The 19,342-nt window shown below is 71.1% G+C and carries 19 protein-coding genes; 9 read left to right on the top strand and 10 right to left on the bottom strand.

The features are described from left to right. The first annotated feature begins 86 nt into the window (after positions 1 to 86). Together BIU95_RS03015 and BIU95_RS03010 are read left to right on the top strand one after the other, a co-directional pair. A complete protein-coding gene (locus BIU95_RS03015) occupies positions 87 to 1,187 on the top strand; it encodes an ABC transporter ATP-binding protein (protein ID WP_017888061.1) in 1,101 nt (366 codons plus the stop codon). A gap of 84 nt (positions 1,188 to 1,271) precedes the next feature. Then, complete coding sequence (locus BIU95_RS03010; protein ID WP_139179607.1) at positions 1,272 to 2,579, top strand: DUF4032 domain-containing protein; 1,308 nt, start codon at positions 1,272 to 1,274, stop codon at positions 2,577 to 2,579. A 435-nt stretch (positions 2,580 to 3,014) separates the two neighbouring features. Here the strand turns inward: BIU95_RS03010 and rlmB are convergent, their stop codons facing one another. From rlmB to BIU95_RS02990, 4 genes are all read right to left on the bottom strand, one after another. Beyond that, positions 3,015 to 4,025 carry a 23S rRNA (guanosine(2251)-2'-O)-methyltransferase RlmB gene (rlmB, locus tag BIU95_RS03005; protein WP_017888063.1) on the bottom strand — a complete coding sequence of 337 codons (1,011 nt, stop codon included), beginning with the start codon at positions 4,023 to 4,025 and terminating at the stop codon, positions 3,015 to 3,017. A 28-nt stretch (positions 4,026 to 4,053) separates the two neighbouring features. Continuing rightward, a complete protein-coding gene (gene cysS / locus BIU95_RS03000) occupies positions 4,054 to 5,463 on the bottom strand; it encodes a cysteine--tRNA ligase (RefSeq protein ID WP_042539317.1) in 1,410 nt (469 codons plus the stop codon). A gap of 32 nt (positions 5,464 to 5,495) precedes the next feature. Continuing rightward, on the bottom strand, positions 5,496 to 6,698 hold the full coding sequence (ispD, locus tag BIU95_RS02995; RefSeq protein ID WP_071250282.1) for a 2-C-methyl-D-erythritol 4-phosphate cytidylyltransferase: 1,203 nt from the start codon (positions 6,696 to 6,698) through the stop codon (positions 5,496 to 5,498). A 64-nt stretch (positions 6,699 to 6,762) separates the two neighbouring features. Next, on the bottom strand, positions 6,763 to 7,245 hold the full coding sequence (locus BIU95_RS02990; RefSeq protein WP_017888066.1) for a CarD family transcriptional regulator: 483 nt from the start codon (positions 7,243 to 7,245) through the stop codon (positions 6,763 to 6,765). A 141-nt stretch (positions 7,246 to 7,386) separates the two neighbouring features. Here BIU95_RS02990 and BIU95_RS02985 point away from each other — a divergent pair, with 141 nt between their 5' ends. Further along, entirely contained in the window at positions 7,387 to 7,989 is a 603-nt protein-coding gene (locus BIU95_RS02985) for a hypothetical protein (RefSeq protein ID WP_140448501.1), read from the top strand. A 291-nt stretch (positions 7,990 to 8,280) separates the two neighbouring features. On the opposite strand, the gene BIU95_RS02980 is transcribed toward BIU95_RS02985, so the two are convergent. Further along, positions 8,281 to 8,961: a response regulator transcription factor gene (locus BIU95_RS02980; RefSeq protein ID WP_017888068.1), complete on the bottom strand. Its 681-nt coding sequence runs from the start codon at positions 8,959 to 8,961 to the stop codon at positions 8,281 to 8,283. Further along, positions 8,958 to 10,124 (bottom strand): cell wall metabolism sensor histidine kinase WalK, encoded by a 1,167-nt coding sequence (locus BIU95_RS02975; protein WP_017888069.1) that lies wholly within the window; start codon positions 10,122 to 10,124, stop codon positions 8,958 to 8,960. Before BIU95_RS02975 ends, BIU95_RS02980 begins: the two co-directional genes overlap by 4 nt. Positions 10,125 to 10,270: 146 nt before the next feature. Here BIU95_RS02975 and phoU point away from each other — a divergent pair, with 146 nt between their 5' ends. After that, the gene (gene phoU, locus BIU95_RS02970; RefSeq protein ID WP_017888070.1) at positions 10,271 to 10,939 is read left to right on the top strand and encodes a phosphate signaling complex protein PhoU; all 669 of its coding nucleotides are present in this window, start codon (positions 10,271 to 10,273) and stop codon (positions 10,937 to 10,939) included. A gap of 31 nt (positions 10,940 to 10,970) precedes the next feature. Then, on the top strand, positions 10,971 to 11,519 hold the full coding sequence (locus BIU95_RS02965; RefSeq protein WP_017888071.1) for an AAA family ATPase: 549 nt from the start codon (positions 10,971 to 10,973) through the stop codon (positions 11,517 to 11,519). Positions 11,520 to 11,702: 183 nt separating this feature from the next. Here the strand turns inward: BIU95_RS02965 and BIU95_RS02960 are convergent, their stop codons facing one another. Further along, the gene (locus tag BIU95_RS02960) at positions 11,703 to 12,449 is read right to left on the bottom strand and encodes a phosphoglyceromutase (protein ID WP_017888072.1); all 747 of its coding nucleotides are present in this window, start codon (positions 12,447 to 12,449) and stop codon (positions 11,703 to 11,705) included. Between the two features lie 44 nt (positions 12,450 to 12,493). Here BIU95_RS02960 and BIU95_RS02955 point away from each other — a divergent pair, with 44 nt between their 5' ends. Continuing rightward, positions 12,494 to 13,267: an SAM-dependent methyltransferase gene (locus BIU95_RS02955; protein WP_017888073.1), complete on the top strand. Its 774-nt coding sequence runs from the start codon at positions 12,494 to 12,496 to the stop codon at positions 13,265 to 13,267. A gap of 96 nt (positions 13,268 to 13,363) precedes the next feature. Here BIU95_RS02955 and BIU95_RS02950 read toward each other — a convergent pair whose 3' ends face one another. From BIU95_RS02950 to BIU95_RS02940, 3 genes are all read right to left on the bottom strand, one after another. Continuing rightward, positions 13,364 to 14,446 carry a folate-binding protein YgfZ gene (locus BIU95_RS02950; RefSeq protein ID WP_071250280.1) on the bottom strand — a complete coding sequence of 361 codons (1,083 nt, stop codon included), beginning with the start codon at positions 14,444 to 14,446 and terminating at the stop codon, positions 13,364 to 13,366. Next, positions 14,446 to 15,048, bottom strand: a complete 603-nt coding sequence (locus BIU95_RS02945; protein WP_071250278.1) for an FABP family protein — start codon at positions 15,046 to 15,048, stop codon at positions 14,446 to 14,448. Before BIU95_RS02945 ends, BIU95_RS02950 begins: the two co-directional genes overlap by 1 nt. 137 nt (positions 15,049 to 15,185) lie before the next feature. Beyond that, positions 15,186 to 15,467, bottom strand: a complete 282-nt coding sequence (locus tag BIU95_RS02940; protein ID WP_139179606.1) for a hypothetical protein — start codon at positions 15,465 to 15,467, stop codon at positions 15,186 to 15,188. A gap of 180 nt (positions 15,468 to 15,647) precedes the next feature. Between BIU95_RS02940 and BIU95_RS02935 the strand changes: the two genes are divergently transcribed. The 3 genes from BIU95_RS02935 to BIU95_RS02925 are packed head-to-tail and all read left to right on the top strand — an operon-like array spanning position 15,648 to position 19,258. Next, the gene (locus tag BIU95_RS02935; RefSeq protein ID WP_071250276.1) at positions 15,648 to 16,331 is read left to right on the top strand and encodes a response regulator transcription factor; all 684 of its coding nucleotides are present in this window, start codon (positions 15,648 to 15,650) and stop codon (positions 16,329 to 16,331) included. Then, positions 16,331 to 17,158 carry a mycothiol synthase gene (mshD, locus tag BIU95_RS02930; RefSeq protein WP_056071814.1) on the top strand — a complete coding sequence of 276 codons (828 nt, stop codon included), beginning with the start codon at positions 16,331 to 16,333 and terminating at the stop codon, positions 17,156 to 17,158. The genes BIU95_RS02935 and mshD overlap by 1 nt, the downstream gene beginning before the upstream one ends. Before the next feature lie 48 nt (positions 17,159 to 17,206). Further along, positions 17,207 to 19,258, top strand: coding sequence for a serine/threonine-protein kinase (locus tag BIU95_RS02925; RefSeq protein WP_071250416.1), 2,052 nt, complete (start codon positions 17,207 to 17,209; stop codon positions 19,256 to 19,258). The last annotated feature ends 84 nt before the right edge of the window (positions 19,259 to 19,342 follow it).

The raw sequence follows: 19,342 nt of genomic DNA, 5'->3' as shown, positions 1-19,342 counted from the left end.
GACGACTGTCCGGGGCCCGTACGGGCACACCGCTTCACTCGGATCGTCCGGCACGTACCTGCCGGTGAAGGAAGGACCGAACGCTCATGGCGTCCGTCACCTATGACAAGGCAACCCGTCTCTACCCCGGAGGCAACCGTCCCGCGGTCGACTCCCTCGACCTGGACGTCGCCGACGGCGAGTTCCTCGTCCTCGTCGGCCCCTCGGGCTGCGGCAAGTCCACCTCGCTCCGCATGCTGGCCGGCCTCGAAGAGGTCAACTCCGGTCAGATCCGCATCGGCGACCGCGACGTCACGGACGTCCCGCCGAAGGACCGCGACATCGCGATGGTGTTCCAGAACTACGCGCTGTACCCGCACATGACCGTCGCCGAGAACATGGGCTTCGCGCTCAAGATCGCCGGCGTCGGCAAGGAAGAGCGCGCCACCCGTGTGCAGGAAGCCGCCAAGCTCCTCGACCTCGAGGACTACCTCGGCCGCAAGCCGAAGGCGCTCTCCGGTGGTCAGCGTCAGCGTGTCGCGATGGGCCGTGCGATCGTCCGTCAGCCGCAGGTGTTCCTCATGGACGAGCCGCTGTCGAACCTCGACGCCAAGCTCCGCGTCCAGACCCGCACGCAGATCGCATCGCTGCAGCGTCGTCTCGGCGTCACCACGGTCTACGTCACGCACGACCAGACCGAGGCACTGACCATGGGTGACCGCATCGCGGTGCTCAAGGACGGCATCCTGCAGCAGGTCGGCACCCCGCGCGACCTGTACGAGAAGCCGAACAACGTGTTCGTCGCCGGCTTCATCGGTTCGCCGGCCATGAACCTGCTGCCCGCCGACGTCATCGAGGGCGGCATCAAGTTCGGCACGCTCAACCACGCGATCGACCGCGACACCCTGTCGAACGCCCGTGCCGCACAGATCACGGTCGGCATCCGCCCCGAGGACGTCGTCGTGTCGCAGTCCGGCGAGGGCCTGCCCGTCACGGTCGACGTCGTCGAGGAGCTCGGCGCCGACGGCTACCTCTACGGTCACGCCGACGTGAACGGCCAGCGCGCCGACATCGTCGCCCGCGTCGACGGTCGTGCGCACCCGTCGATCGGTGACACGATCGTCATCACGCCGAAGCAGGGCCACGTGCACGCCTTCGACACCGAGTCGGGCGACCGCCTCGACGACAAGGCCGTCGTCAGCGCGTAACCAGCGCACTCCCCCGAGAGCCCGCGCCCGCCTCACCAGGCCGGACGCGGGCTCTCGGCTGTCCCCGACACCAGAGGAACCACCGTGCCCGACTCGATGTCCATCACCGCCGCCACCGTCGACCCCGGCCTGCTCGACCTGCCGTGGGACCTGCCGCTCGCCGACTGGCCCGACGACGCGATCGTCGCGCTGCCGAAGGGCATCTCTCGGCACCTCGTGCGGTTCGTGCACCTGAGCGGGTACGTCGCCGCGGTGAAGGAGACCGGCGAAGAGGTCGCCCGGTCCGAGTACGAGATGCTCCGGACCCTGCAGCGCATGGACGTGCCGTGCGTGGACCCGGTCGCGGTCATCACGAACCGCGCCGATGCCGACGGTGAACCACTGCACCCTGTGCTCGTGACCCGTCACCTGCGGTTCTCGCTGCCCTACCGTGCGCTCTACTCGCAGACGCTGCGCCCGGAGACCGCCACCCGTCTGGTCGACGCCCTCGCGCTGCTGCTCGTCCGCCTGCACGTCATCGGCTTCTACTGGGGCGACGTGTCCCTGTCGAACACGCTGTTCCGTCGCGACGCCGGCGCCTTCGCCGCGTACCTGGTCGACGCGGAGACCGGCAAGCTCTACCCCGGCGGGCTGTCGAACGGCCAGCGCGAGAACGACCTCGAGGTCGCCCGCGTGAACATCGCCGGCGAGCTCCTCGACCTGGAGGCCGGCGGACGGCTCGACGAGAACGCCGACCCCGTGGACGTCTCGAACCGCATCGTCGCCCAGTACCGCACGCTCTGGACCGAGCTCACCGGCACCGAGCAGTTCGACATCAAGGAACGCTGGCGCATCAACGACCGCGTGGAGCGCCTGAACGAGCTCGGCTTCGACATCGAAGAACTGTCGATCCACACGACCGAGGGCGGCTCGCAGGTCCGGATCCAGCCGAAGGTCGTCGACGCCGGGCACCACCAGCGCCGACTGCTGCGGCTCACCGGGCTCGACGCCGGCGAGAACCAGGCCCGGCGCCTGCTCAACGACCTCGACTCGTACCGTGCCCGCAACGGCCGTGACGAACTCGACGAGGAGATGGTGGCGCACGAGTGGGTCTCACGGGTCTTCGAGCCCGTCGTCCGGTCGATCCCCCGTGACCTGCGCGGTCGGCTCGAACCCGCCGAGGTGTTCCACGAGCTGCTCGAGCACCGCTGGTTCATGTCCCAGCAGGAGGAGCGTTCCGTCTCCCTGCCCGAGGCCACGACCGCGTACATCAACGACGTGCTCCGCCACCGTCGCGACGAGCGCCTGCTCATCAACCCGCCGACCTCGTCGATCACCGTGCCGATCCCGATGCTCGACGACGACGCCGACGACGAGTCCGACGACGTGGACGACTGGCGCGCCACCGTCTGACGCGGTCCCCGGTCGGTCACGACGCCCCGCCGGGTGGGTGCCGACTGGTCACAGACCGTCGCCGGCGGCGTCGCGCAGCGACGACGCGTGACCACACGGCCGACACCCGCCGACGGGCCGTGACCGCTCGGGGTTCGAGAACGCGACCGCCTGGAGGCCCGGCGTGCGTCCCGGAGACCGGTGCCGGCCCTCCAGACCGTCACCTGCACCGCCGGTGGTGCCGTTGGACGTCGAGCGGTCACGACACCCCGCCAGGTGCACGCCGGCAGGTCACGAACCGTCGCCTGCGGCGTCGCGCAGCGACGACTCGTGACCTGCCGGCGGGCATCATCCGACGTGTCCTGACCCGTCGGGCCTGCCCCGGCCGGCGCCGCACGCAGGAACGGCCGCCTCCCACGAGGGGAGGCGACCGTTGCTGCGGACGAAGCGCCGGGGCTACGCGGTGCGGCGGCGCCGCGCGACCTCCCACAGGGTGACGCTCGCGGCGATGCCGGCGTTCAGGGACTCGGTGGCGCTCGAGATCGGGATCGACACGATGGCGTCGCAGGTCTCGGTGACCAGGCGCGACAGGCCCTTGCCCTCGGAACCGACGACGATCACGATCGGGCGGTCGGCGAGCTCGAGGCCGTCGAGCTCCACGTCACCGTCGCCGTCGAGGCCGAGGACGAACAGGCCCATCGACTTGAGCGACTTCAGGGTCTGCGTCAGGTTCGGGGCCATCGCGACGGGGGTGCGGGCCGCGGCACCGGCCGAGGTCTTCCACGCCGACGCCGTCACACCGACCGAGCGACGCTGCGGCACGATGACGCCGTGTCCACCGAAGGCCGCGGTCGAGCGGATGATCGCACCGAGGTTGCGGGGGTCCGTGATGCCGTCGAGGGCGACGAGCAGCGGGACCTGGTCGCGCGAGAACGCCTGCTCGACGATGTCCTCGGACACGGCGTACTGGTACGCCGGCACCTTGAGGGCGACGCCCTGGTGCACGCTGTCGTGCCCGGTGATGCGGTCGAGCTCGGGACGCATGAGCTCGATGATCGGCACGCCACGGTGGTTCGCGAGCGCGAGGATCTCCTTCACACGGTCGTCGACCTCGATGCGCGACGCGATGTAGAGCGTCGACGACGGGGTCTTCGTGCGCAGCGCCTCGAGCACCGAGTTGCGCCCGGTCACCAGCTCGGAGTCGTCGGTCTTGCGTGCCGGCGGACGGCCGGTGCGACCCTGCGGGGTGCTCGAGGAACCGTGCCGACCCTTGGCCGCCTCGAAGCGGTCCTTCGCGGCCTTGCGCTTGCCCGCGGGGTGGTACGGGCGGTCCTCGGCCTTCGGGGTCGGCTTGCGGCCCTCGAGCGCCTGCGCGCCCTGTCCGCCGGAACCGACCTGCTTGTTGCCCTTGCGACCGGCGCGGACGGCGCCGGGCCGACCCTTCTTGCTTCCCGAGACGTTCTTCATGCGTAGCTCCTGTTCGGCACTGCCGTGTTCAGGCGATGCTCCAGCGTGTTCCGGACGGCGTGTCCTCGATCGTGATGCCCGCGGCGGCGAGGTCGTCGCGCACGCGGTCGGCCGCGGTGAAGTCCCGTGCTGCCCTGGCGTCCGCGCGCTCCTGCACGAGGCGTTCGACGAGGGCGGCGAGCGGGCCTGCCGAGGTGTCGTGGCCGCCGCCCGACCAGTGGGCGGCTCGCGGGTCGATGCCGAGCACCTCCACCATCGCAGCCACCTGATGGTACGCGGTCCCGAGCGTTTCCGCATCGTCGGCGTCCAGGGCGGCGTTGCCGGTGCGCACGGTCTCGTGCAGCACGGCCAGGGCCTGGGGCACGGAGAGGTCGTCGTCCATGGCCGCGGCGAAGGCCTCGGGCACGGATGGGGCATCGGTGAGGTGGACGCCCTCGAGCCGGGGCTCGGCGCGCTCCAGGAACCCGGCGATGCGGTCGTACGCCGCCTCGGCCTCGGCCAGGGAGCCCTCGTGGTGGTCGATCGACGAGCGGTAGTGGGCGGCGCCGAGGAAATACCGGACGACCGCGGGACGAGCAGACCCGATGAAGTCCGCGGCGAAGATCGAGTTGCCGAGCGACTTCGACATCTTCTGCCCCTCGACCGTCACCAGGCCGTTGTGCAGCCAGTACGACGCGAACGGGTCCCCAGCGGCCGTGGACTGCGCGAGCTCGTTCTCGTGGTGCGGGAAGCGCAGGTCGAGCCCGCCGCCGTGGATGTCGAACGCGGGGCCGAGGTACCGACGTGACATCGCCGAGCACTCGATGTGCCAGCCCGGACGGCCGGCGCCCCACGGGGAGTCCCAGTTGGCGGTCGACGGTTCGCCGGGCTTCGCACCCTTCCAGAGCGCGAAGTCACGGGCGTCGCGCTTGCCACGCGGATCGGCGTCGGCAGCCTCGACCATGTCCTCGCGCCGCTGCCGGGTGAGCACCCCGTAGTCGGCCCAGCTGCCGGTGTCGAAGTAGACGTCGCCCGAGCCGTCGTCGGCGGCGTAGGCGTGCCCGCGGTCGATGAGACGCTGGATGATCTCGTGCATCTGCGGCACGCTCGCCGTGGCCCGCGGCTCGTAGGTCGGGGGCAGGATGCCGAGGGCGTTGTACGCGGCGGTGAACTCGAGCTCGACCCGGTAGGCGCGTGCGAACCACGCCTCGTCCGTGCCGGCAGCCAGGTCGAGGACCTTGTCGTCGATGTCGGTGACGTTGCGCACCAGGGTCACCCGGTACCCGCGGTGGGTGAGCCACCGGCGCCAGATGTCGTAGACCAGCGCGGACCGCAGGTGCCCGATGTGCGGCGACGACTGCACCGTCGGCCCACAGACGTAGACGCTCACGTGTCCGTCGACCAGGGGCACGAGGTCGACGACGGCTGCGGCGCGGGAGTCGTAGAGGCGAACGGTCACGCCTCAACCCTAATCGGCGCGGGGCCGCGGTTTCAGGAGGGACGCACGAGCGCGGTGGCGATCGCGGCGAGCCCCTCACCGCGGCCGGTGAACCCGAGTCCGTCCGTCGTGGTGCCGGACACCGCCACGGGTGCGCCGACCACGGCGGACAGGGCGTCCTGCATCTCGTCACGGCGACGACCGATGCGCGGCCGGTTGCCGATGACCTGCACGGTGACCGACACCGGCACGAGCCCCGCGTCGGCGAGCAGCGTGACCGCGCCGCGGACGAAGACGTCGCCCGTGGCGCCGGCGTACTGCGGGTCGGCGGTGCCGAAGCGGCCGCCGATGTCGCCGAGGCCCCCGGCGGAGAGCAGGGCGTCGCACACCGCGTGCGCCACCGCGTCGCCGTCGCTGTGCCCGGAGAGCCCGGGTTCGCCGGGGAAGTCGAGCAGCCCGACGCGGCAGGGCGAGGCGTCGTCGAAGGCGTGCACGTCCACCCCGAGCCCGAGTCGGACCGCGACGGTGTCCGCCTGGCCGGCACCCGCCGCACCAGCACCAGCACCGGCTTCGGACCGCGCCCGCGCGATCGACTCGGCCCGGCCGAGGTCCCACGGCGTCGTGATCTTGAAGGCGTCGGCGTCACCCGGTACAAACCGGACGGTGCCCCCGACGGCCTGGAACACGCCGGCATCGTCCGTCTCGGACTGCGACGAAACCGCGTACGCCCGCCGGAGTGCGGCGAGGGGGAAGCCCTGCGGCGTCTGCACCCCGACGAGTGCGGCACGGTCGACGGTCTCGACGACGACGTCACCGTCGACGCGCTTCACGGTGTCCGTGACGGGGAGTGCCGGCACGACGCCCGCACCGTCCCCGGCGGCGACGGCGTCGAACACCCGCGCGAACTGCGCCGCGGGTGTCAGGCACCGTGCCGCGTCGTGCACGAGCACCGTGGTGACGGAGTCCGGCAGCACGGCCAGGCCGGCCTCGACCGAACCGTGGCGATCCGCGCCTCCGGCCACGACGGCCGTGTACGCGACCGCAGCACCCGCGACGGAACCGACCACCTGCCGGCACTCGTCCAGGTGCGACGCCGGTGCGACCACGACGACGAGCGTCGGCGACGGCAACGCGAACAGGGGCTCGAGTGCCCGCGCGAGCATCAGCGAACCGGCCACGGGCACGAACGCCTTCGCCGTCCCGATGCCGAGCCGGGTGCCGGACCCCGCTGCAACGACGACGACCGCCCGGTCCACCCCGTCGGGGAACCGTGCGGTCGTCGTTCGTGCTGTCGCGCTCAGTGGTTCAGCGTTCAGGCGTTCAGGAGGCCAGGACCTCGTCGAGGACGGTCGATGCCTTGTCCTCGTCGGTCTTCTCGGCCAGCGCGAGCTCGGAGATCAGGATCTGCCGGGCCTTGGCCAGCATCCGCTTCTCACCCGCGGAGAGCCCGCGGTCCTGATCGCGCCGCCAGAGGTCGCGGACGACCTCGGACACCTTGATGACGTCACCGGAAGCGAGCTTCTCGAGGTTCGCCTTGTACCGGCGTGACCAGTTCGTGGGCTCTTCGGTGAACGGCGCCCGGAGGACCTCGAACACCTTGTCGAGCCCTTCCTTGCCGATCACGTCACGGACACCGACCAGGTCGACGTTGTCCGCCGGGACCTCGATCGTCAGGTCGCCCTGCGTCACCCGCAGCTTCAGGTAGACCTTTTCCTCGCCCTTGATGACGCGAGTCTTGACTTCAGAGATGGTTGCCGCCCCGTGATGGGGGTAGACGACGGTCTCGCCGACCTCGAATTGCATGTATCAGGCTCCGTTCCCAGACCTCCAGTTTACCACAAGGGCCGTTCCGGTAAGGGGACCCTCAACGCTCACCCCTCCCGGTGATCGCTAGGATGGGCGCGGGGACCGCCCGGTCCCCATCGTGACTTACGGAGGAATCTCTTGCGACCTCGGGTACTCGTGTCCGTCGCCGTTGCGGCAACCATCGCGCTCGGCGCCACCGGGTGCGAGTTCATGTCGCCGGCCCACACCGTCGACATCAAGCAGATCACCGACGGCGTGGACGTCTCGACCGGCAAGGTCGACGTGCGGAACGCCCTGCTGATCTCGGACGACGGCGAGAGCGCCCGCTTCATCGGCACGCTCGTGAACAACGACGACCAGGACGACTACACCGTCTCGATCGAGATCGGCGGCGACACCCAGACCGTCGACGTGCCGGCGAACAGCCACGTCGACCTCGCCATGGCAGCGGGTGCGGGCAGCGACGCCGAGTCGAGCGTGCAAGAGGGCGACACCACCCAGGGCACCACCGCCGCCGACGCCGAGCCGATCGTGTTCGACAACGCGGACGCGAAGCCCGGGTCGCTCGTCAAGGTCTACTTCAGCTACCCCGACGCCGAGGGCACCTCGGCGAACGTGCCGGTGCTGACCAGCTCGCAGGAGGAGTACCAGACCCTCGCGCCGAGCCCGACCCCGGAGCCGACCGACACGGTCACGCTGCCGACCTCGACCCCGACGGCCACGCCGACGGACGGCCAGTAGTCCGTCCGCGCTGACGCGCTGACGCGACGCTCGACCACTGCAGACCGGGAGGCCCGGTGCCGGTCCCAGGGACCGGCACCGGGCCTCCTGTCCGTGCGGTGCACACACCAGCCGTCGCCAGCCGTCGCCAGCCGTCGCCAGCCGTCGCGCGCGCCCTCGCGCGCGGCCCGGTCATGACTCGTCGCAGACCACTCGTCGAGTGGTCACGAACCGTCACTGCAAGGCGCCGGAGGCGACGACTTGCGACCACTCCCAGGACGACGCGCGGTGAGTCGTGACCGGTCGCGGGGCCTACGCCTCGATGCGGTAGCCGAGACCGCGGACCGTCACCAGGATCTCGGGGGTCGACGGGACCCGCTCGATCTTCGAGCGGATGCGCTTGATGTGCACGTCGAGGGTCTTGGTGTCGCCGAAGTAGTCGGACCCCCAGACCCGGTCGATGAGCTGACCACGGGTCAGCACGCGGCCGGCGTTCCGGAGCAGCAGCTCGAGGAGCTCGAACTCCTTGAGCGGCATCGGCGTCTCGGACCCGTCGACGGACACCGTGTGGCGCTCGACGTCCATCCGGATGCCGCCGACCTGCAGGATGCCGCTGTCGGCCGGGTCGTCCTCGGTACGCCGGCGGAGCACCGCACGGATCCGGGCCAGGAGCTCCCGCGTGGAGTACGGCTTCGTGACGTAGTCGTCGGCGCCGAGTTCGAGCCCGACGACGATGTCCACCTCCGAGTCCTTCGCGGTCAGCATGATGATCGGCGCGTTCGAGCGGGTCCGGATCTGCCGGCACACCTCGGTGCCGCTCAGGCCCGGCAGCATGAGGTCGAGGAGCACCAGGTCGGGGTTCTCCGTGTCGAACTTCGACAGCGCTGTCACGCCGTCGGCAGCGACGGAGGTCTCGTACCCCTCACGCTGCAGCAGGAACTCCAGGGGCTCGCTCAGGGCCGGCTCGTCGTCGACGATGAGGATCTTGGTCACGATGGCTGCTCTTCCAGTTGCTCTTCGAGGGCTGTGGTCAGTTCGGGATCTGCCTCGGGCAGACGGATGGTGAAGGTCGAGCCCTTGCCGGACTGCGACCAGACGCGCACGTCACCACCGTGGTTGCTGACGACGTGCTTGACGATCGCGAGCCCGAGGCCGGTGCCCCCGGTGGCGCGCGACCGTGCGGGATCGACACGGTAGAACCGTTCGAAGACGCGGTCGAGGTCGGCCTCGGGGATGCCGACACCCTGGTCGGTGACGGCGATCTCGACGAAGCCCTTCGACGACCGGACGCCCACACCGACGCGGGTGCCGTCCGGCGAGTACTTCACCGCGTTGGCGATGAGGTTCGACACCGCGACCTGCAGCAGGCCCGGGTCGCCCATCACCCGCAGCTTCGACTTCTTGGCGCGGATGATCTCGATCGACCGGGCGCGGGCGACGACCTCGTTGCCGTCGATGGCGGCCTGCACGATCTTGTCGATGCCGGTCTCCTCGCTGTTCTCGAGCGCGTCGACCGACTGCAGGCGGGACAGCTCGATGATGTCCTTCGTCAGCGCCCCGAGCCGCTCGGACTCGGTGATGAGCTGCGCGGCGAACTTCTTGACGTGCGCGGGGTCGTCGGCGGCGAGCACGAGCGTCTCCGACAGCAGCCCGATGGCACCGATCGGGGTCTTCAGCTCGTGCGAGATGTTGGCGACGAAGTCGCGGCGGACCTCGTCGATGCGGCGGCTCTCGGTCAGGTCGTCCGCGGTGAGCAGGACGTACCGGTTGCCCAGCTGGGCCGCGCGGAAGCTGAGGTAGCCGATGAGCTCCCCGTGGCGGCCGCGTGGCAGCTCGAGGTCCTCCGCCCCCATCTCCCCGCTCTTGCGCACCCGGTCGATCAGGCCGAGCAGTTCCTGGTGCACCAGACGTCGGCGCACGACGAGCCCCGCGGTGAGTGCCTGGGGCGATGCCGCGACGACGGTGTTCGACGGGTCGATGACGACCGCCGGGTTGTGCATCGTCGAGATGACCGCTGCGACACCGTCCGGCAGGGTCCGCTCCGCCACGTCGGCAGCACGTGCCGTGCGCTCGGCGGTGATGATCAGCACCACGACGCCCGCGCCGAAGACCCCGCCGAGGAGCATCGACAGTGGCACGAGCCACGCGTTGTCCATGCCGCCAGTGTAGGGATGGTCATGCGGGGTTCCGGTACCGTTCACCGTCCGCGGAAGGCCAGAACGCGAAGCGTTCAGCCCCGCGTCACCGTTCGTTCACCTGCGCTGACGACACTCGTCCGGTACGCAGAGAGAGGTACTCCCCCATGCGCGAAGTCTTCCAGCAGGAACTCCAGGACGTCCAGGAGCGACTGACCGAGATCGCCGGGCTCGTCGAGTCCGCCATCACCCGAGCCACGCAGGCCTTCGGCGACTCCGACGTCGCCCTCGCCGAAGAGGTGATCGCCGACGACGAGAAGATCGACCTCGCTGCGAACAGCCTCGACGAGATCGCGATCGACATCCTGGCCCGCCAGGCGCCGGTGGCCCGCGACCTGCGCGTCGTCGTCACCGCCCTGCGCGTCAGCTCCTCGCTGGAGCGCATGGGAGACATGGCCGAGCACATCGCGCAGCTCGCCCGCCAGCGCTTCCCCGAGAAGGTCGTGCCGAAGGGCCTCCGCAGCACCTTCAAGGAGATGGGCAAGCACGACGTCGCGATGGCGCAGAAGCTCACGCGCCTGCTCGCCACCGAGGACATCGCACTGTCGGCCGAGATCCGCGACGAGGACGACGCCGTCGACGAGCTGCACGCCAGCGTCTTCGACTTCGTGCTCGGCGAGGCCTGGAAGGGCGGCCCGATCGACACGGTCGACGCCACCCTGGCCTCCCGCTACCACGAGCGCTTCGCCGACCACGCGGTCTCGATCGCGAAGAAGGTCGAGTACCTGGCGACCGGCGACTGGACCGGCGCGTCCACCTCGACCGCGGCGGTCTGACCCGACCCGATCGGTCTGCGAGGATCGTGGCATGGCCCAGGTCGCGATCATCGTCAACGGCATGCCCGGTTCCGGCAAGAGCACGATCGGCACGGCACTCGCCGAGGTGCTCGGCTGCCCGTTCCTGTCGAAGGACCGCATCAAGGAGCCCCTGGCCGACGTCGTCGGCCCGATGATCGCCTCCCGTCCGCTCGGCGGCATCGCCATGGACACGATGTGGTCCATGGCCCGGGCCGTCGAGAACGGGGTCGTCCTCGACGCCGTCTGGCTGCCGTCCCGCGACCGGGACCGCCTGGAGGCCGGGCTCGCCTCCGCCGGGTCGCCGCGCGCCGTCGAGGTGTGGTGCGACACGGACCGCGTCACGGCCGAGCAGCGGCTGCGGGACCGGTACGACCCGGGCACCGTGCCGGTGCGGCACGAGGTGCACGGGGACATGGCCGACGTGCTGGCCTTCTGGGACGAGCACGGCGACGACGCGCACCCGGTCGGGCTCGCCGGTGTCCCGGTGATCCGGGTCGACACCACGAAGCCCTACGACGTCGGGGCCCTGGTGCAGGAGATCGCGTCGCACTTCGTCTGACCAGCCACGGCTCGTCGAGCCGACCATGCTGCCGAAGCGACACGTCGTCGACGGGGCGATCCGTTCCTCCTGGCAGAGCGACAGGAGTCGGCGGAACGTTGGCGGCCCACTGTCGCTTCCGGGAAGCACGGCACACGCACCAACGCCCCGCCCGGATGCCGGACGGGGCGTTCTGCGTGGGCGCTACTTCTTGGCGCCCTGGGCGGCCACGGCGGCGGCGCCGGCAGCGGCGGCCTCGGGGTCCAGGTAGTACGCGGGCTTCGTCGGCGTGAAGTCGTCGTCGAGCTCGTACACCAGCGGGATGCCGGTCGGGATGTTCAGACCGGCGATGTCGTCGTCGGAGATGCCGTCGAGGTGCTTCACGAGCGCACGCAGCGAGTTGCCGTGGGCAGTGACGAGCACGGTCTTTCCGGCGGCGAGGTCCTTCGTGATGTCGGACTCCCAGTACGGCAGCAGGCGGTCGATCACGAGCTTGAGCGACTCGGTGCGGGGCAGCTGGTCGCCGAGCTCGGCGTAGCGGCGGTCACCGGACTGCGACCACTCGGCGTCGTCTGCGATGGGCGGCGGCGGGACGTCGAACGAGCGGCGCCACTCCATGAACTGCTGCTCGCCGTACTCGGCGAGGGTCTGGGCCTTGTCCTTGCCCTGCAGGGCGCCGTAGTGGCGCTCGTTGAGGCGCCAGTCGCGCTTCACCGGCAGCCAGGCCAGGTCGGCCTGCAGCAGCGCGATGTCCGCGGTCTGGATCGCGCGGGTCAGGAGCGAGGTGTACAGGACGTCGGGGACGATGCCGGACTCGGCGATGAGGTCGCCGGCGCGCTTCGCCTCCTTCTCGCCCAGCTCGCTGAGCCGGACGTCGACCCAACCGGTGAACAGGTTCTTCTGGTTCCAGTCACTGTTGCCGTGACGGAGCAGGACGAGCGTGGAGGTCATGCCTCCGAGTCTACCGAGCGGTACCGGCCCCGTACCCTTGACGCATGCCCATCGGGAACGTGACGCGCGGGACGACCGGGTACAACCGGCTCCGCCGCGTCGACCGGTGGATCGCGACCCTGCCGGTGCTGCGCCGGACGGACGACCCGCTCGTCGCCGACGTCGGCTACGGGGCATCGCCGACCACCACCCTCGAGCTCCGCGACCGGCTGGCGGCCGTCCGACCGGACGTCGAGGTGACCGGCATCGAGATCGAGCCCTCGCGGGTCGCGCTCGCGAACGCCGGGACCCGCGACGGCGTGACCTTCCGCCTGGGTGGCTTCGAGACGCCGACGCCCGGGCAGCGCCGGCCAGCCGTCATCCGGGCGTTCAACGTGCTCCGGCAGTACGACGAGTCCGCGGTGGTCGGGTCGTGGCGGATCATGCAGGACCGGCTGCAGCCCGGCGGTGCGCTCGTCGAGGGGACCTGCAACGAGGTCGGCCGGGTCGCATCGTGGGTCACGCTCGACGACGTCGCGCCACGGACCTTCACGGTGTCGCTCCGGCTCGCCGGGCTCGACGTGCCCTCCATCGTCGCGGAGCGCCTGCCGAAGGCCCTGATCCACCGCAACGTGCCCGGCGAACGGGTGCACGCGTTCCTCGGCGACCTCGACCTGTCGTGGGCGGTCGCGGCTCCGCTCGGCACGTACGGACCCCGGCAGCGGTGGATCGCCACGGTGCGCGGCATGCGCGGCCGCGGGTGGCCGGTGCTGCACGGCGTGACCAGGTGGCGGCTCGGCGAGCTCAGCGTCCCCTGGTCGGCCGTCGAGCCCGCCTGACGCAGCGGCGCAGAACACCGGTGTTCGCGCTCCGAACACCCGCGAACCGCGGTGCGACCGGCGAACACCGGTGTCTTGCGACCGTCAACGCGCAGGCTAGGAGCGCTTCACGGCTCCGAGACGGGGCAGGCGCGGGACGTTCGCCGTCGCACCGGCCTCGGGCGGGACGATGGTCTCCTGCGCCGCGGTCACCACGACGTCGTCGGCCTCGAGCCGCAGGGTCGCGGTGGGGTCGAGGGAACGCTTGACCACGGCGAGCCCGATCGGACCGAGCTCGTGGTGGATCGCCGACGCCGACAGCCGACCGACCTGCTTGTCGTCGAGCAGCACGGGGGTGCCGGGTGCCGGCAGCACGCCGTCGGACCCGTCCAGGTGCAGCAGCACGGCCCGACGCGGCGGGTGCCCGAGGTTGTGGACCTTGGCGACGGTCTCCTGCCCGCGGTAGCAGCCCTTCGACAGGTGCACGGCGGAACGCAGCCAGTCGAGCTCGTGCGGGATCGTCCGCTCGTCGACGTCGGACAGGACCGGTCGCCAGGCGGCGATCCGCAACGCCTCGTACGCCAGGAGCCCCGCGACGGGGACGTCCGACGCGGCGATCGCGGCCGCGGTGCCGGGGGTGACCACGGCGATGCGGAGGGTCCAGTCGGAGCCGGGGTGGGCCTCCTGGGCGGCGTAGCCCCACCCGCCGGGCGTGACGACGCCCCACGGGTCGACCCACTCGACGACGGGTGGTTCGGGCAGTTCGACGGAGGCGAACGGTGCGGCCTCGCCGAGCCAGCCGAGGGTGACGAAGTCGGCCGAACGGTCGGCGACCTCGACCCGGAGCATGAAGCGCATCGAGTCGAGCCAGCCGGCGAGCGGCGCAGCGTCAGGGCGCTCGGAGAGCAGCCAGGCGGTCGCACCGTCGTCCACGATCCGGGCCGCGTGCTCGACGCGTCCGGCCTGGTCGAGCACGAGCGTCTCGGTGCTGACGCCCGTGGGCAACCCGGTGAGCTGCTGCGAGGTGATCGAGTTGAGCCACGACAGGCGGTCCGGCCCGGAGACCGTGACGACACCCAGACCGAGCTCGACGACGGCGCGGCCGCGGGACAGCAGGCGCTGCTCCCCGATCGGGTTGCCGAAGTGCGCGGCGACCGAATCGGCCGCGACGAAGCCGTCCCGCGCGGCGAACACCGACATCACTCGACCTTCGCGAGCTGCCCCGAGGCGTGCGAGGTGAGTTCACGGCCGAGCGCGGCGATGTCCCACGCCCAGAAGAGCTTGCCCTCGACCAGGCCGTACAGGCGGGTCGCGGCGGAGTAGTCCTTCGCGTTCGGCGAGCGCAGCACGGCGTCGGTCGACAGGTCGATCCGGCCCTTCAGCACACGGCCGACGTAGAGCTCGTTGACGCCCGTCGGGTGGATGATCGCGGCCTCGACGTCGAAGCCGTCGGTCGTGTTGCGGAGCGCCTCGACGCTCTCGACCGTGCTGAAGGGGGTAGGACCGTCGCCCAGGAGCATCGCGGGGCCGCGGTCGCCGGGCTCGGTCGGACGGTCGATCCGCCAGTAGCCCATCTCGGCGGCGAGCGGGGTGTGGTCGTCGTCGAGCAGCCACGTGGTGGACGAGTAGTTCAGGTAGGGCAGGCCGTCGTGGCTGAAGCTGACGCGCTGGCCGAACTCGTAGTTCCGGACCTCGTCGTCGTCACCGACCGGGTACTCGACCACACCGGTGCCCTCCCACACGCCGACCAGCCACGACAGCGGGACCAGTTCGGGGGCGAGGCCTTCGGGCAGCTCGATCAACGCTGACCCTTGAACAGCTTCACGACGACGACCACCGAGATGAACGCGATCGCGAGCGACGCCAGGCCGAGGAGGCCGACGTAGAAGAGCTCGAGCGCAAGCAGCGAATCCATGGTCCGGAGTCTACGCGGCTCGGCTCAACGCACCAGGAGCACCACCGCGGTGACGAGCACCACGACGAACGCCCCGGACGACGCGATGCTGATCCGTTCGACCAGCCCGTCCTTGGTGGCGGTGATGAGCTGCAGCACGAAGCTGACCATGACGCAGGCGACGAAGACGAGCAGCAGCCAGGCGAACGAGTCACGCTCGGCCAGGGTCAGGACGAGCACCGCCCCGACGACCGCCAGCACCCAGACCGGCAGGACGGACGTCAGCCGCAGGCGACGCTGGTCGGTGGGGTGCACGGGCTCGGTCACGCGATCCATCATGACAGGGGACGTGCGGAATGCTCGCACCGTCGGGTGCGGTGCTCGTGCGGGACGCTCGCACCGCCGGTGCGGTGCTGTGCGGGACGGCGCGCAATCCGTCCGGCCGGATGAGTCCTTCCCGAGCATCACTAGGATGTCTCCACGACGTCATCCACCTCCGGAGGTCCTGTGGCACAGCTCCTGGTACTCACCTCGACCGCGCCCGGAGACGTCCTGCCGAGCCTGGGCCTCCTGAGCCACCGGATCCGCCACGTGCCGGCCGAGGCCGCGCAGCTGGTCAACGCCCCGCAGAGCGACCTGATGTTCGTGGACGCCCGCACCGACCTGGTCAGCGCGAAGGCCCTGTGCAAGATCCTCGCATCGTCGGGGTCGACCACGCCGATCGTGCTCGTCGTCACCGAGGGCGGTCTGACCGCGGTGAACAGCGACTGGAACGTCGACGACGTCGTGCTCGAGAGCGCCGGCCCCGCCGAGATCGATGCCCGCATCCGCCTGTCGGCCGGTCGTGCCGCGAATGGCCAGACGAGCTCGAAGATCCAGGCGTCCGGTGTCGTCATCGACGAGGCCAGCTACTCCGCCAAGGTCCGCGGTCGGCCGCTCGACCTGACGTTCAAGGAGTTCGAGCTCCTGCGGTTCTTCGCCACCCACCCGTCACGCGTCTTCACCCGCGAGCAGCTGCTCAGCGAGGTCTGGGGCTACGACTACTTCGGTGGCACCCGCACCGTCGACGTGCACGTCCGACGGCTCCGCGCCAAGCTCGGCGACCTCGAGTCACTCATCGGCACCGTCCGCAACGTCGGGTACCGCTTCAACGTCTACGACGACGAGGCCGAGCGCCTGATGGGGCAGTAGTGCTGCCCGACCTCGGCGCCTTCGTCGCCCCCGGCGAGGCCCCGCCGTTCTCCGACCAGACCCTGGTGGACGTCCGCGCCGGGCGCGCGAGCGTCCTGTCCGTCGACGACGGGGTCGCCGTGGTCCGTGACGGTGAGCTCGAGATGGTCGTCGCCCAGGAGGCCCGCGGCCGCGGCATCGGCACCGCCCTGGTGACGCAGGCGCTCGCGCTGGGCGGCGGGGCCGCTCCCCGGCTCGCCTGGGCGCACGGGGACCACCCGGCAGCGCGGGCGCTGGCCGACCGGTTCGGCTGGCGCGCGGTCCGCACGCTGCTGCAGCTCCGGGCGCCCGTCGCCGACTCCGAGGTGGACGTCGCCGCCGACGTCGAGCTGCCCGACGGGTTCAGCCTGTCGGCGTTCCGCCCGGGCACCGACGACGAGACCGACTGGCTCGCGCTGAACGCCGCAGCCTTCGCGCACCACCCCGAGCAGGGGCGGATGACGTTGGACGACCTGCATGCCCGAGAAGCCGACGCCTGGTTCTCCGGCGACGACCTGCTCTTGCTCCGCGATGCCTCCGGGCAGCTCGCCGGGTCGTGCTGGCTCAAGGTCGAGGACGGCATCGGCGAGTTCTACGCCGTCGCCGTGCGGCCCGACCTGCAGGGACAGCGGCTCGGTGGTGTGCTCATGCGCGCGGGCACCGCCCGGCTGCACGGCCGCGGGCTGAGCGCCGCCGCACTGTACGTCGAGGGGGACAACGAGCCGGCGCTCGCGCTGTACCGGCGCTCGGGGTTCACGCAGCACGCGATCGACGTGCAGTACGCGGCGCCGGAGCAGCCCGGCCGGTAACATTGCGTGGTCGGCGAGGGGTCGGCCATCGGGGGAATCGGGGAACGCGTGGCGCAGGACCGTCAAGGGCAGTACGGCCAGGGCGAACCGCTCGGTGCGTCCTACCGACTGGTCGAACTGCTCGGGACCGGTGCCACCGGTGAGGTCTGGCGCGTCGAACACACTGCGACCGGTGAGGCCTTCGCAGCGAAGCTCCTGCGTGCCGAACTCGCCGCCGACCCGCAGATCGTCGAGCGCTTCGTCCGGGAGCGCTCCGTGCTCCTCGCCCTGCAGCACCCGTCCGTCGTGCGCGTCCGTGACCTGGTCGTCGAGGGTGACCGGCTCGCGATCGTCATGGACCTGGTGCCGGGCGGATCCGCCCGCGACCTGCTCGCGGCGAACGGGCCGCTCACTCCGCGTGACGCCCTGACCATCACCGCCGAGACCCTCGACGCCCTCGCTGCGGCGCACGAGCAGGACGTCACCCACCGTGACGTCAAGCCCGACAACGTGTTGCTCCAGGCCCCGTGGGAGTCCGGCGCGACCGGCGACGTCCGGGTCAGCGACTTCGGCATCGCTTCCGTCGTCGCCGAGCGCGAGCGCACCACCACCGGGCTCCTCGGCACACCGCAGTACATGGCACCCGAGTCGATCAGCCACGGCCGCTCGGGTCCGGCCGCCGACGTCTACGGCGCCGGGGTCATGCTCTACGAGCTGCTGTCCGGTCGCACGCCGTTCGCCGGGCCTGGCACGGACTTCGCAGTGGCGTACCGGCACGTCACGTCGAACCCGCCCCCACTCGACGTGCCGGACCCGTTGTGGACGGCGGTGTCTGCCCTGCTGGCGAAGGACCCGAACGCCCGGCCGTCGGCGGCCGACGCGGCGGGGACTCTCCGTCGGCTCGCACGGTCCCTCGCCTCGGCATCCGCGCTGGTCGCTTCCAGCGACCCGGACTCGTTCGACGAGGTCGAGCGTCCGGCGACCGTCGTCCGTGGGGTCCGCCCCGACGACGCGACGGGATCCCAGACCACCGCCACCGGGGACGACGCGACGGGATCCCAGACCACCGCCACCGGGGACGACACAGCGGTCGTCGGGCCGGCCCCGGAGCTCGGCCCCGCCGGGTCGCAGACCGTCATCCGGCCGATGGCGCGGCAGCCGCTGCCCGCCGCACCGGCCGCCGAGCCCGAACCGACGCGTCGGTTCGCCCGCCCCGAATGGCTGACCAACCGTGCGCTCCTGTTCGGCGGCATCGGCGTCGTGCTCGTCGCCGCACTGATCGTCGGTGGCGTCGTGTGGCTGCCCGGAGCTCTCCAGAAGACGCCGGGGCCCGGTTCCGCGACCGCACAGGCCGCCAACGCCTACCAGCAGGACCAGCCGCTTCCCACCGGCCTCGCGACCACACGGCGTGCCACCATCGACCCGGCGAAGGGCACCGTGGACCTGCGCATCACGTACGCGGCGCAGGCGGCCACCCTCAGCGGACCGTTCCTCGAGGTGCTGCCAGGTGCTCGGTCGGGAGACTCCTGCCCCGCGGCCACTTGGTCCGGCGAGGGCATCACGGCGAAGCGCAACCAGCCGTCGCTGACCGGTGTGGACACGGTGTGTGCGTGGAGCCTGTCCGGCGTCGAGGTCCCCGCCGGTGGAGACGTCACGGTCGAGGCCTCTGTGCCACTCTCTGTCAAGGACGGTGCCGCGCTGCAGACCTGGCTCGAGGGTGTCGGCGAGGCGACCACCACAGCCGTGACCGACGACGCCGTCCGCGGGACTGCCTACCCCGTCCAGCGGCTGCAGGGCGTCGAGGTCCGCACGCCCGACCGGACGGTCAGCCAGACGGCGCTGCCGGTGACCCTGGTGCCGGTCTGGCCGAACGGTGCCGACGAGCTCAACCCGCTCTACCGCAGTCCGAGCAGCGGGCGGCCGTCGCAGATGCTCGTCGACGTGGCCGGCGGTGAGTCCGGCGTCCGGTTCGCCGACGGCTGCTCGGGCGCGTTGGCCGTGTCGTCCGACGGGCTCGTGGTCACCGCACTCTCCGTCGCCCCGTCGTGCACCGTCCGGGCGACGGTGGGGAACTTCACGAACCTCGAGAGCTCGCCCTTCGGGATCACGACGCGCGACTGAGCGGGCCTGTCGGGGCTGAGCGCGTCGGTCGCGCGACCAGCTGACAGCGTGGAGGCCCGTGGCGGCGTCGCCACGGGCCTCCAG

The organism is Curtobacterium sp. MCBA15_007 (assembly GCF_001864905.1).
Classification (GTDB): Bacteria; Actinomycetota; Actinomycetes; order Actinomycetales; family Microbacteriaceae; genus Curtobacterium; species Curtobacterium poinsettiae.
The sequence above is the reverse complement of the archived record's forward strand: the minus strand, read 5'-3'. Positions and strand labels throughout refer to the sequence as shown.

Coding starts and splice junctions, on each gene's coding strand:
- phoU (WP_017888070.1), top strand. CDS start 10,271: ATGCGCGAAGTCTTCCAGCAGGAACTCCAGGACGTCCAGGAGCGACTG.
- BIU95_RS02965 (WP_017888071.1), top strand. CDS start 10,971: ATGGCCCAGGTCGCGATCATCGTCAACGGCATGCCCGGTTCCGGCAAG.
- BIU95_RS02950 (WP_071250280.1), bottom strand. CDS start 14,446: ATGTCGGTGTTCGCCGCGCGGGACGGCTTCGTCGCGGCCGATTCGGTC.
- BIU95_RS03015 (WP_017888061.1), top strand. CDS start 87: ATGGCGTCCGTCACCTATGACAAGGCAACCCGTCTCTACCCCGGAGGC.
- BIU95_RS02990 (WP_017888066.1), bottom strand. CDS start 7,245: ATGCAATTCGAGGTCGGCGAGACCGTCGTCTACCCCCATCACGGGGCG.
- rlmB (WP_017888063.1), bottom strand. CDS start 4,025: ATGAAGAACGTCTCGGGAAGCAAGAAGGGTCGGCCCGGCGCCGTCCGC.
- BIU95_RS02960 (WP_017888072.1), bottom strand. CDS start 12,449: ATGACCTCCACGCTCGTCCTGCTCCGTCACGGCAACAGTGACTGGAAC.
- BIU95_RS02955 (WP_017888073.1), top strand. CDS start 12,494: ATGCCCATCGGGAACGTGACGCGCGGGACGACCGGGTACAACCGGCTC.
- BIU95_RS02975 (WP_017888069.1), bottom strand. CDS start 10,124: ATGGACAACGCGTGGCTCGTGCCACTGTCGATGCTCCTCGGCGGGGTC.